The organism is Paenarthrobacter nicotinovorans (assembly GCF_007670255.1).
Classification (GTDB): Bacteria; Actinomycetota; Actinomycetes; order Actinomycetales; family Micrococcaceae; genus Arthrobacter; species Arthrobacter nicotinovorans_B.
Map to the genome: position 1 here is coordinate 140,948 of NZ_SZVS01000008.1, position 13,651 is coordinate 154,598.

Annotated in this window: 3 protein-coding genes; all 3 read left to right on the plus strand. The window is 64.4% G+C overall.

Annotation, left to right across the window (positions count from 1 at the left end; genetic code table 11):
* Positions 1 to 92: 92 nt before the first annotated feature.
* The 3 genes from FDP28_RS13755 to FDP28_RS13765 all read left to right on the plus strand — a co-directional run bounded on the left by FDP28_RS13755 (position 93) and on the right by FDP28_RS13765 (position 13,610).
* Positions 93 to 6,227, plus strand: a complete 6,135-nt coding sequence (locus tag FDP28_RS13755) for an Ig-like domain-containing protein (RefSeq protein ID WP_144661999.1) — start codon at positions 93 to 95, stop codon at positions 6,225 to 6,227.
* Positions 6,228 to 6,477: 250 nt separating this feature from the next.
* A complete protein-coding gene (locus FDP28_RS13760) occupies positions 6,478 to 12,573 on the plus strand; it encodes an Ig-like domain-containing protein (RefSeq protein WP_144662000.1) in 6,096 nt (2,031 codons plus the stop codon).
* A 65-nt stretch (positions 12,574 to 12,638) separates the two neighbouring features.
* A complete protein-coding gene (locus FDP28_RS13765; protein WP_144662001.1) occupies positions 12,639 to 13,610 on the plus strand; it encodes an AAA family ATPase in 972 nt (323 codons plus the stop codon).
* The last annotated feature ends 41 nt before the right edge of the window (positions 13,611 to 13,651 follow it).

The following is a 13,651-nucleotide window of genomic DNA, read 5'->3' on the forward strand; positions in this document are numbered from 1 at the left end:
TGGCTAATCGATGGATTAACCCGGTACTCTTACCTTGTTTGTGTCGTGATGGCCGGAGTTCGGTGCTGGCTGCCTATTAGTGGGGAATGTGGATGGCTCTGACCGATGGGTCCGGGAATCGCCGTGTCAAGATTCGTCGGCGGAAGATCATCACGGCTACCGCTTTCACAGCCGCCGCCGCGGTCCTGGTGACCGGTGCGATCCTCTACCCAGGGTTCAAGACCACCGAAGTGGACCTCAATGACGGCGGCGTCTGGGTGGTCAGCAAGTCCAAGGGTGCGGCCGGCCGGCTCAACTACCCGTCCAAGTCCCTGGACGGCGCCGTCACCCCGGCGAGCAAAGACTTCGACATCCTGCAGCAGGCCAGCGACGTTTTCATCGACGATGCCGATGGCGCCACAATCAACCCGGTCAGCGCAGCCAACATGCGCCTGGGCGGTGACCAAAAGCTTCCGGGATCGGCCGAGGTCAGCTTCGGCAACAGGGTTCTGGCGGTCACTGACACTTCCAAAGGCAAAGTCTGGGCACTCACGGCAGGATCAGTGGGCGGGTTCAGTGACGAATCCGAACCCGTGCTGGAGCAGTCCACCGGCATCGTCTCGGTGGTTGGCATGGACGACACCATCCACACCGTGGACCCCGAAACCGGGAGCCTGACGGACACCAAGGTCGATGCCAACGGCCAGTCGGTGGACTCGCAGGTCCGCAAGGATGACGCCTTGAAAGCTTCGGGTGAGCTGCAGCTGACGGCAGTGGGGGACAAAGCGGTGGTCCTCAACGAGGCCACGGGAAACATCGTCCTGCCCGGTGGAGCGACAGTCCATCTGGACGACGCCCGGGACGCCAAGCTGCAGCAAAGTGGACCCGCTGCGGATTTCGTGGCCATTGCCACCACCAAAGCACTCTTGCTCCAGCCCCTCGATGGAAGCACAGCCAGGACCATCTCCGCCGAGGGCCAAGGTGTTCCTGCTGCGCCTGTCCACTTGGGCAGCTGCACGTACGGGGCGTGGTCCGGGGCCAACAAGTACCTCCGCGAATGCACCAACCAGGCCGACAGCCGCCGCGCCGACGTGCCCAAGGCGAGCGCGTCGCCGTCGTACGTTTTCCGGGTCAACCGCGATCTCGTGGTCCTCAACGACGTCAATTCCGGCAACGTCTGGATGGTGAACCAGAACATGCAGCTGGTCAACAACTGGGACGACGTCATCCCGCCGGAGCAAACATCGGACGACGCCGACAAGGACTCCGCCGATGAAGTCCAGCAGACGGTCCTCCCGGACCGCAGCAAACCAAACACTCCACCGGTCGCGAAACCGGACGCCTATGGCGTCCGGGCGGGCAAGACGACCCTCCTGCCGGTGCTGGACAACGACGCCGACTCCGACGGCGATGTCCTGACCGTTTCTGCCGACCAAGCGCTGAAATCCGGGGCGCTGGCGCCCGTCTACGGTGGGACGGGCTTCCAGATCACTGTTCCTCCCGGTCAGTCCGGAACGGAATCGTTCAAGTACTCGGTGGATGACGGCCGCGGCGGTACGGCTTCGACGAACGTGGACCTCAGGATCGTTCCGCCGGGTGAAAATGCCGCTCCCCAACAAAAGCCCAACAGGAACAACGCCCTGGTGGTGCAGACCGGCAAAATCGCCAACCAGTACATCCTCACCGACTGGATCGACCCCGACGGCGATGACCTCTTCGCCGTGGCGGCCAGCAGCAGCGATCCCGCGGACCAGGTCCGGATCCGGCCCGATGGGCTGTTGACGTTCCAGGACTCCGGCGCGGGCCCGGGCAAGAAAACCATCTCCGTTACGGTTTCCGACGGCACGCTGAGCACCGAAGGCCGGATCAGCGTCGACGTCCGCGCCCCGGGAGCCCTTCCGCCCATCGCCAATGCCGACCACGTGGTGGCGGTCGCCGGCCAAGATACGGTGATCGCTCCGCTGAAGAACGACTCCGACCCCCAGGGCGGCACCCTGCGTCTTGCCCAAGCACAGCCGGACGAGCAAGCCACGGCAGTGATTGGTCCGGACCAGCAGACGTTCACGTTCAACTCCACCAGCGTCGGCCCGCACTATGTCACGTACATGGTCACCAACGGCCCGGCGAGTGCGCAGCAGTTGGTACGCGTCGACGTCGTGTCCGGCAGCAACGATGGCGCTCCTGTCGCGGTCCGGGACATAGCGCTTCTGCCCAGCGGTGGCAGCACGGTGGTGGACGTGCTGGGCAATGACTCCGACCCCGCCGGCGGCGTGCTGGTGGTCCAGTCCGTGACGGCAGCCGACGGACTTCCTGTCTCGGTGGCGGTCCTTGACCACTCGGTCGTCAAGATCACCGATATCCATGCCACGGGCCAGCTGTCCCTGAAGTACACGATTTCCAATGGCAAGGCCTCGGCCACGGGTGACATTTCCGTGCAAGTGGTCCCGGCCCCCAGCAAACTCCAGGCACCGCAAGCCAAGCCCGACGAAGTGTCAGTGCGGGTGGGCGACGTGGTCACCATCCCCGTGCTGGCAAACGATTCCGATCCCAACGGTGGCGAACTGAAGCTCGATCCCGTCCTGGCCCAGCAGCCGGACGCCGCCGACGGAAGGATGTTCATCGCGGGAAACTACCTGCGCTTCATCGCGGGCGAGGTGCCCAAGACGGTGTATGCGATCTACAAGGTCAGCAACTCCTCGGGACAGACCGATTCGCAGCAGGTGACCATCCGCATCCGCGCACGTGACGACGCCACCAACACCCGGCCCGAGCCCCGTAACCTCACGGCCCGGGTTGTGGCGGGCATGACCGTCAAGATCCCGGTTCCGTTGGATGGCATCGATGCCGACGGCGACTCCGTGCAGCTCATCGGCGTGGACAAGGCGCCGGCCATGGGCACCGCAGTGGTGCGGGACGGCTACATTGAGTTCACGGCCGGGGGAAAGTCCGCTGGAACCGACACCTTCAGCTACCGGGTCCGGGACCGCATTGGCGCCGAAAACACGGGAACCGTGATTGTGGGCATCGCTCCGGCAGAGGCAAACAACCAAAAGCCGATCGCCGTCGACGACGCCGTTGATGTCCGCCCTGGCCGCCGCATCGCGGTAGACGCCCTGAAGAACGACTCCGATCCCGACGGCGACCCCATCGCCCTGGTCAATTCCTTCGAAGCCAACCCCGGCCTTCAGGTGGAGGCTGCCTCCGGCAAGGTCCTGCTGACCGCACCCGGTGCAGCCGGTGTCGAGAGCATCAGTTACCGGATCCAGGACGACAAGAAGGCCGAAGCCAGCGCTGTGGTCCGGGTACAGACAAGCCCGACGGCGCCCCTCCACGTGCCGATTGCCGTGGACGACCACGTCACGCTGGCTGAGACGCTGGGCAAGACAGCGGTCGACGTTCCGGTCCTGAAGAACGACTCGGATCCCGACGGCGTAGCTGAGGACCTCACGATCACTTTGCCGGACGCGAACCCGAATGCACGCGTCGGTACCTCGGGCAACGTGGTGGTGACCCTCGGTCCACAGGATCAGCTCATTCCGTACACCGTCACTGACATCGATGGTCAGTCCGCGACGGCGGTGATGTGGATTCCGGGCCAGGGCCTCCAATACCCGACGTTGGCCAAGACGGACCCGGTGGAGGTCATGTCCGGCAAGGACGTCACCTTGTCGCTGCAGGAGTATGTCCGCGTCCGGGATGGCCGCCAGGCACGCATCACCGTGGCAGACAAGATCCGTGTGCAGGGTGGAGATCCCACCAACGTTATCGCGGGCGATGGAAACGCGCTGCGCTATGCTGCGCAGGCCGATTACGTCGGTCCTGGTTCCATCACCTTTGAGGTCACCGATGGTTCCGGCCCGGATGATCCCCAAGGGCTGAAATCCACGCTGACCATCATGACCAAGGTGATTCCGGACCCCAACGCCAACCACCCGCCCACCTTCAGTGGCGCTTCGGTAGAGGCACCCAAGGGGGAGACCACCGACGTCGAGCTGGCCAACCTGGCCAAGGACGTGGACGAGCGCGACCAAGGCAACCTCAAGTTCGAGCTCGACGGGAAACAACCAACTGGTTTCCAGGCGAAAGTTGAAGGCTCCGTCCTCAAGATCAGCCCCGATCTTTCCCTCAACCCCGGTGCCGTGGGTACTTTCCCGCTCAAGGTCACCGACGGCCGTTCCGACGCCGTACGGGCAACCGTGACCGCCACCGTTGTCTCCTCCAACCGGCCGCGCCCGGTGGCGAACGACGACTCCGTGGATAAAGCCAACGCAGGCCGCGCGGAAACTGTCAATGTCCTCTCCAATGACTTCAACCCCTTTAGCGATGCGCCGTTGACCATCGAAAACGCTGCGGTGGAAACAGGATCTGCCGCCGGTCAGCCGACGGTCTCCGGTGACTCGATCACCGTCACCCCCGCGGACGGTTTCAAGGGTGTGATGGTGGTCCGCTACACGGTGCTGGATAAGACCAAGGACCCCTCAAGGCAGGCCACGGGCCGTGTCCGTATCACGGTACGGGACAAGCCTGACGCTCCCTCTGCACCGGTTGCCACGGACGTACGGAGCCGGACCGCTGTGCTGAAGTGGACACCGCCGTCGGACAATGGCGCAGCCATCACCAAGTACACGGTGAAGGCGGCAGGCTTCGAGCAGGTGTGTCCCACCACCACCTGCACCCTGTCCGGGTTGACCAACAACGTGAAATACGTGTTCACCGTGTTCGCCACGAATGAGGTAGGCGATTCGCCGGCATCAGCGGCTTCCAACGAGATCAAGCCCGATGAGAAGCCGTCACCTCCCGATGCCCCCGCCGTCAAGGCGGGCGATAAGAACATGGCCATCACCTGGACTCCTGCCAAGACGGAGGGGTCCCCGGTGAAGCACTACAACCTGGAAATCTCGCCGCCTCCCGCCAACGGCATTGCTGTGAAGAACGAGGTCACAGGCCTCAGCTATACCTGGCCCGGCCTCACCAACGGCGTGAAGTACAAGGTACGGGCCCAGGCAGTGAACGACCTGGGCCCGTCGGACTGGGGCATGTACTCCCTTGAGGACAACCCGGCAGGTCTTCCGGGTGCCCCCGCTGCACCCACCACCGCTGTGGTGCAGTCCGTGGGAACCCAGAACCAGCTTCGTGCCGACTGGACCGAGCCGGACACCAACGGTGATCCGATCAAGGCGTACTACGTCACCATGAACGGCGGTAACGGTGTCACCCAAACACAGACCGTTGCCGGCAGCGTACGGTCGGCCACCTTCACCGCGAACAACTCCGAAGCCGCGTACACTTTCACAGTGCAGGCCGAGAACAAGGCGGGCAAGGGTGGCGTCAGCCCTGCCTCGGCACCTAGGCGTGCCACCGGCAAACTCGGAACAGTCAGCAACGTCACCGCAACTCCGGCCAACACCGGAGCGGCCGGCAAGCAAGTGACCATCAATTTCTCTGCGCTCACTCCGGCCCAGCGAAACGGATCCACCCAGGGCGAAGTCAGCTACCGCTACAACGCCAGCACCGGCCAGTCCGGCCCTATCACCCCGGGCCAAACGGTGGGTGGATTTGCCAACGGGCAGGCCACCTCCATCACGGTGACAGCAGTCTCGTCTGTGGCTCCCAGCTCGGATGCGAGCGCCCCGGCCAGCACCACACCGTACGGTTCTCCGGGTACGCCGTCGGCATCAGGTACCAACGGCGGCCAGAACCAGACGACCCTGACCCTGAACTGGTCCTCGCCTTCCACAGCGAGCAACGACGTTGCTGCCACCAAGATCAGGATCACCGGCGGCGGGACGGATACCGGGTGGATCAACGAATCCGCCTCCGGCAGCCGGGTGGTGAACACCGGCGGTTACAACCAGACACGCACCATTGAAGTCCAAACGTTCAACTCGGTGGGCCAGGGTGGGCCGGTTGCTTCTGCAAGTGCCCAAAGTGGACCGCAGAAGACGTCGTGGGACGCTACGCTGCCGGCCGGCAGTTTCCGTACCTGTACGGACACAGCGGCATCGGGACAGACGTCCTGGGACCCGAACACACCGGGCCACCGCTGTGACGGCGTGGTCTACGGCGCCCCGTGGCAGTACGAGTCAAACGGTTCCTTTACGGTCAATTGCTACATCAACCGCAGTACCCCGTACCTGAACTACGCTGCCTGGTACCGCCTGACCAGTGGGCCGAACGCAGGCCGCTACATCGCGCAGGGCAACACCACCCTGGGCGATCCCGGACCCCACCAGATTCCGCAATGCTGAGGCCATCAGCTGAGCGGTGCCGGGAAGTTGTCCCCATCGCGTCCCACGGCGGCAGCACTGTACGCTGCCATAGCCAATGGAGAGCCCGCTCGCGGTTTTCCTTGGCTGGCCGTGGGGCGCGTGGGATAGTCTTAGGGACTGAAAATTCCGCCGCCGTTCGGGGGTACTGCGGATTGTACGGCTGCCGGCACGTGCCGGTCGGCTTGGAAGCCACGTGGGGGCGGCTTAAAACAAAGGGAATTCTGGGGCTGTGACAACTTTCTTCGGCAAGCTGGGGCTGAAAAAGCGTCAAAACAAGAAAATCATTACGGGCACCGCTGCGACTGCGGCTGGCGCTGTGCTGATCGCCGGGGCTGTGTTGTACCCGGGTTTCAAGACCACGGAGGTGGACTTGAACGACGGCGGTGTGTGGGTTGTGAGCAAAACCAAGAACGCCGTCGGTCGGTTGAACTATCCCTCCCGTGTCCTTGATGGCGCGGTGACGCCTGCCACCACCACGTTCGATGTCCTGCAGCACGAGGGCAACGTCTTTGTCGATGACGAGTCCGGCTCGACCATCAACCAGGTCTCTGCGGCGAACCTGAAGCTCGGTGGCGACAAGCAGCTCCCGTCGTCGTCACAAGTGAGCTACGGTTCCACCGTCCTCTCCGTGACGGACCCTGCCCGCGGCAAGGTGTGGGCGCTTTCGCCCTCGACTGTCAACGGCTTTGACGAGGAGGGAACTGAACCCGTTTTGACCGGGGACCAGGGATTGGTCTCAGCGGTCGGCACGGACAACCGCATCTACACGGCAGACCCCGGCAAGGGCGAAATCTCGGTCATCACCGTTGACGCCAACGGCCAGCGCACCAATTACGAGGTCACCAAGGTTGACGAGCTCAAGGGCGCGGGTGATCTCCAGCTTTCCGTGGTGGGGGACAAGCCTGTGGTCCTGGACGCGGCCTCCGGCAACCTGTTCCTTCCTGGTGGCCGCAGGCTGCAGCTGCAGGATGCCCGCGAAGCAAAACTCCAGCAGACCAGCGAGGACAGCAGCTACGTGGCCATCGCCACCCGCAAGGCACTGCTGAAGCAGCCGTTGGACGGCTCCACTGCCGCAACGGTCAACGCTGACGGTGAGGGCGTCCCCGCAGCTCCCGTCCAGGTCAGCAAGTGCGTCCACGCCGCCTGGGCCGGCGCGAACAAGTACATCCGAGACTGCGACAACGACGCCGATGACAAGAAGAACGACGTCCCCAAAGCCAGTGCCTCGCCGAGCTATGTCTTCCGTGTCAACCGCGACCTCGTGGTGCTCAACGACGTGAACTCGGGCAGCGTCTGGCTGGTCAACCAGAACATGCAGCTGGTCAACAACTGGGACGATGTTGTCCCGCCCAAGAACCAGTCCGATGACCAGGACCAGGAGTCCGCGGACAACAACACCATCAACGTCCTGCCGGACCGCACCAAGCCAAACCGTCCACCGGAAACCAAGCCGGACGAATTCGGTGTCCGCCCCGGCCGCACCTCCATTTTGAGCGTCCTGGACAACGATTCAGACCCCGACGGCGATGTCCTCACCGCGTCCGTGGGAGCCAACGGCCCCAAACTGGGCACGTTGGAAAACATTTACGGCGGCTCCGCCTTCCAGATCAAGGTGCCCGCCGACGCCAAACCGGGAACGGAAGTCTTCGACTACAACGCCGCGGACGGACGCAGCCTGTCCGCGGGCGGGAAGGTCACCCTCCATGTGGTGGCCCCCGAAGAGAACAAGCCTCCGTTCTTCAAACGCGGCGAGCCCACCACCATGGTGGTGGAGCAGGGAAAGTCGGTCAGCCAGAACATCCTGACCGACTGGATGGACCCCGACGGCGACGACCTGGTCCTGCTGGACGCCAAGACCGACAACGACCAGGACCAGGTGAAGGTGCGCCGCGACGGCCTGCTGACGTACCAGGATTCCGGCGCCGCGCCGGGCAAGAAGAACGTCACCATCACCGTGTGGGACGGCCGCGCCACCACCACCGGACGCATTGTGGTCAACGTGCAGCCCCCGGGTGCCCTGGCCCCGGTGGTCAATGCGGACCACGTGACAGCCGTGGTGGGCCAGGACTTGGTCATCGCACCGTTGAAGAACGACGTCGATCCCAACGGCGGCGCATTGCGCGTGGCCCACGTCGAGGCCGCCGGACCGGCCGAACTCGGTCCTGTGACCGACGGCGGCACCTTCACGTTCCGGAGCACCACACCTGGGCCGATCTACTTGACGTACATCGCCAGCAACGGCCCGCAAAGCAGCCAGGGGCTCATCAGGGTCGATGTGGAATCCGGCAAGGATGCAGGGGCGCCCGTTGCCGTCCACGACGTAGCGCTGCTGCCCGTGGGTGGGAGCGTCCTGGTGGATCCGCTGGCCAATGACTCAGATCCCTCCGGCGGCGTGCTGGTACTGCAATCGGTAACTGTTCCGGATGGTTCGTCCGCTTCAGTCAGTGTGATTGACCACAGCGTCCTTCGGGTCACGGACGTGCTCGGCTCCAAGGATCCCTTCGTCTTCAGCTACACCATGTCCAACGGCCGCGCCTCAGCCACCGGCACGGTGGGCGTCGTGCCGGTACCGGCTCCCGCCGTCGTGGAAGCTCCCCAGCCCAAACCGGACGAAGTGAACGTGCGCGTCAACGACGTCGTCACCATTCCTGTCCTGGACAACGACACGCATCCGCAGGGTGAAGAGTTGTCCGTGGACCCTGTCCTGGCGCAGAACATTGCCGCAGAAGACGGAAAGGCGTTCATCTCGGAGAAGACCCTGCGCTTCATCGCGGGCCCCACGCCCAAGACCGTGCGTGCCATCTACAACGCCGTTGATCCGCAGGGCCAGAAGAGCGCCGCCGCGGTGACCATCCATATCCTTCCGCTCGAAGGCACCCAGAACTCGCGGCCGCAACCGAAGAACCTGACGGCGCGCGTTGTGGCAGGCGGCAGCGTCCGCATTCCGGTTCCGCTGGACGGCATCGATCCCGACGGCGATTCCGTCCAGCTCACCGGCATCGACAGCACCCCCACCATGGGAACCGCGACGGCGGGGAGCAGCTTTATCGACTTCGTCGCCGCTGGTGACGGCGCGGGTACGGATACGTTCCGATACAAGGTGATTGACCGCCAGGGCGCGGTCAACACCGGAACGGTGACGGTCGGCGTCGCTCCCCGCGGGGACAACAACCAGAAACCGGCTCCCGTCGATGACGAAGTGAAGGTACGGCCTGGCCGGCAGATCGCGGTCGATGCCATCGCCAACGACACCGACCCCGACGGTGACATCATCCGCATCCTCTCGGACAGCCTGGAAGCCGATGCCGGCCTGGACGCCCACGTCAGCAAGACCAGTGGACGCGTCCTGGTGACGGCGCCGGCCGCGGAAGGCACCGTGAACGTCCGCTACTCCGTGGCGGATGACCGTGACGCAGTGGGACAAGCCAGCATCCGCGTGGTGGTCAAGAACGACATCCCGCTCCAGGCACCGATTGCCCGTGACGACCGCGTGACCTCGGCCCAGACGCTCGGGAAAACCGCCGTGGATGTTCCCGTGCTCAAGAACGATGAAGACCCCGACGGCGTGGGGGAGAACCTCAAAGTCAGCACCGAGGTGACCACTGCTCGTCCCGGGCCGGACGGCAATGTGATCGTCGAGCTCACGGAACAACCGCAGCTGGTTCCTTACACGGTGGAAGACGTGGATGGCCAGAAGTCCACAGCCATCATCTGGGTTCCAGGCATCGGCCAGCAGGTCCCCACCCTTGCCAAGGACGAGGTCATTGAGCTGGTTTCGGGCCAGTCGGTAACGGTCGACCTCGCCGAATGGGTGAAGGTCCGCGACGGCCGCTCACCCCGGCTGACACAGACCGACCGCATCAAGCTCATCGGCGCCGACGGAGCAGATCCCGTGGCCAACGGCGGTACCGGTCTGAAGTACACCGCCGGAGCCGAGTACGTCGGTCCGGGCTCGATAAGTTTCGAAGTGACTGACGGCACGGGTCCGGACGATCCCAACGGACTGAAGTCCACCTTGAGCATCCGGACCAAGGTGTTGCCGGACCCCAACAAGAACAACCCGCCTGTCCTTCTCGGCAGCGATCTTGACGTTCCGAAGGGTGATTCCGCGAGCCTGGATCTGGGGAAACTGACCTCGGATCCTGACTCGGACGATGTCCAGAACATGAACTATGAGCTGACAGGGGGAGCCACCGGAGGCTTCAAGGTCTCCATCGAAGGGAAGACCCTCAAGGCCTCCGCGGACGACTCCGTCCAGATCGGACAGTCAGGCACGGTGCAGGTGAAGGCCAAGGATCGCCGCGGGCTCGAAGCCGTGGCCACCTACAAGCTTTCGCTCTCGGCCTCCAACCGTCCCAAGCCCGTGGCAAACGACGACGCCGAGCCGGACGCGCAGTCCGGCAAGCCCGTCACGGTCAACGTCCTGGCCAATGACTCGAACCCGTTCCCGGACACGCCGTTGAAGATCGTTTCGGCCGTCACGGAGACCGGCCAGGGTACGGCCGAGCCGGGTGGTGACAGCGTTACTGTCACTCCTGCTGGTGGTTTCACCGGCACCATGGTTGTCGCGTACACAGTGCAGGACAAGACGGGCGAGCTCTCCCGCTATGCCACGGCCCGCATCCGTTTGACCGTCAAGGACAAGCCGGCGGCGCCCAGCACGCCCCTGGCCCAGAGCGTGGGCGACCAAACGGCATTGCTCACCTGGAACGCCCCGGCTGACCGTGGTGCGCCCATCACCAAGTACACGGTGTACGGCGAGAACGGCTTCAAGCAGGATTGCCCCGCCAACACCTGTACGCTGACTGGCCTTACCAACAACGTGAAGTACCACTTCGCCGTCACGGCAACGAACGCCATCAACGAATCCGAGCGTTCCCCGGTCTCGGCCGAGGTCCGTCCTGACGTCAAGCCCGATACCCCCGTGGCTCCCACGTTGAAGTTCGGCGACAAGCAGCTCTCGGTCGCCTGGGTTCCCCCGGCGAGCAAGGGTTCACCCATCAAGTCCTATGACCTAGAGATTTCCCCCGCCCCGGCAGGACAGAATCCCCAGATCCAGAACCTGACGGGTAACAGCCACGTGTGGACCGGCCTGACCAACGGCGTGGCCTACAAGGTCCGGGTCCTGGCCCGCAACGATGCCAAGGAACCGTCGGAGTGGAGCACCTACTCGGCCGCGGAGACTCCCGCCGGAGTTCCGGCGACACCGGCTGCCCCGTCCGTCGCGGGTGCCGGTTCCGTGGGCAACCAGAGCCAGCTGCAGGTCAGCTGGGCGGCCCCGAACAACAATGGCGACGCCGTGTCCAGCTACACGCTCACCACGTACCGTGGTGGCGCGGTGGTTGGTTCCCAGGCCGTGGCAGCTACCTCCCAGAACGTTACAGTGGACAACTCGGAAGCCGACTACTCGTTCACCGTCTCGGCCACCAACAAGGCTGGCGTCAGTGGCGTGAGCCAGCAGTCCAACGCCATTCGTGCCGCCGGCAAGCCTGGAATGGTGGGTGCACCCTCGGCAGCACTGGTGGAGACCAACGCCGACGGCGGCAAGATCCGTGTCGCGTTCAACCCGCTCTCCGCGGCGGAACGCAACGGTGCCAACGCCAACGAGATCAGCTACCGCTACGCCCTGACCTCCGGCTCGGGCACCGGTGCGATCCCCGCCGGTGGCGGAGTTGTGGCAGCCCCCAACGGCGCCGACACGGCCGTGGTCGTGTGGGCCATCTCCTCCCGGAACCCCACGCCCGGTGACCGCAGCCCGGCGTCGAATACCGTGAATCCCTACGGCCTTGCCTATGCTCCGACCGTTACCGGCAGCAAGAGCAGCGGCGTGGGGGACAAGACGGTGTCCTGGACCTGGAACGCTCCCAACGGCAACGGCCGGCCGGTTACCGGCTACCAGTACAGCCTCGACGGCGGGGCGTGGCAGAACACCGACCAGCGGAGTTTCTCCAAGACTGTCGGCTTCAGCGAAACGCACACTCTGCAGGTTCGCGCCGTCAGCGGGGGACAGGCAGGACGTGTGGGCAGCGACACCTCGCGCAGCGGTGCCGAGCCGCCACCGCCGCAGCCTCCGGCAGGCGAGGTCAGGGCCCACAACAACACGTGCCCCGGCCAGCCTGGAAGACCGGACACTTACAACCCGAGCGGCCCGAGCTGTGGCGTTGGCTGGGTCTCCAACTCGGAAGGGTGGTTGAACGTCAACTGCACCAAGGACATCTACAACAACGGCACGCCGTGGTACCGCGTCACCGAGGGCAGCCACCCGGGCTGGTACGTGAAGTCCACCACCGTGGATCTGCGCGGAACCAAGCCCGGCGGTTGCTAACCTCTCCGGTCGGCACCAACAACAACTTCATCCCAACACCCCAACACAAGGAACAGGATCAACCGATGACCATGACAAGCGAGCAGGCCGCGTGGTTTGCAGAAACGTTCGAGAAGCTCGTTGCCAACGTGGGCCAGGCCGTTCTGGGCAAGGAACACGTCATTCGGCTGACCTTCACCGCGATGCTGGCGGAGGGCCACGTCCTCTTCGAGGACGCACCGGGCACGGGTAAGACCTCGCTGGCCAGGGCCTTGGCCGCCACGGTCCAGGGTTCGCACAACCGCATCCAGTTCACCCCCGACCTTCTGCCCTCCGATGTCACCGGTGTGACCATCTACGACCAGAAGACGCAGAAGTTCGAGTTCCACAAGGGCCCGGTCTTCAGCAACATCGTCCTGGCCGATGAAATCAACCGAGCCTCACCGAAGACCCAGTCCGCCCTGCTGGAGGTCATGGAAGAGTCCCGCGTCACCGTCGACGGAACCACCTACGAGGCCGGACGGCCGTTCATGGTGCTGGCAACGCAGAACCCGATCGAGCAGGCCGGTACCTACCGTCTTCCCGAAGCCCAACTGGACCGCTTCCTGATCAAGACCTCCATCGGCTACCCGGACCACGCTTCCACCGTGCGCCTGCTGGGCGGCTCCAACCTGAAGGACCGCTCAAAGGACCTGGCTGCCCTGATCACCACCCAGGCCGTGGCCGACATGGCAGACCTCGCGGCGACAACCCACGTGGACACCGCGGTGCTCGAGTACATTTCGCGTCTGTGCGAGGAGACCCGCAACGCCTCCGAAACCCGGTTGGGTGTTTCGGTTCGTGGTGCCCTTGCCATGGTCCGTGCCGCCAAGGTGTGGGCAGCAGGACAGGGCCGGAACTTCGTGCTGCCGGACGACGTCAAGGAACTGGCACCGGTGGTGTGGACGCACCGTCTGGTCATGGACCCTGAGGCTGAATTCTCGGGCGCCACACCCGAGGTCGTGCTCGCGCGTGTCCTCTCTGAAGTGGCTGCCCCGCAGCAACGCGCCACGGCCTGAGCCAACACAGTCCCGGCGTTTCCCTTCCTCGCACCAGTTCG

Excerpts from the sequence above, each read along its gene's own strand:
- FDP28_RS13765 (WP_144662001.1), top strand. The coding sequence starts at position 12,639 with ATGACCATGACAAGCGAGCAGGCCGCGTGGTTTGCAGAAACGTTCGAG.
- FDP28_RS13755 (WP_144661999.1), top strand. The coding sequence starts at position 93 with ATGGCTCTGACCGATGGGTCCGGGAATCGCCGTGTCAAGATTCGTCGG.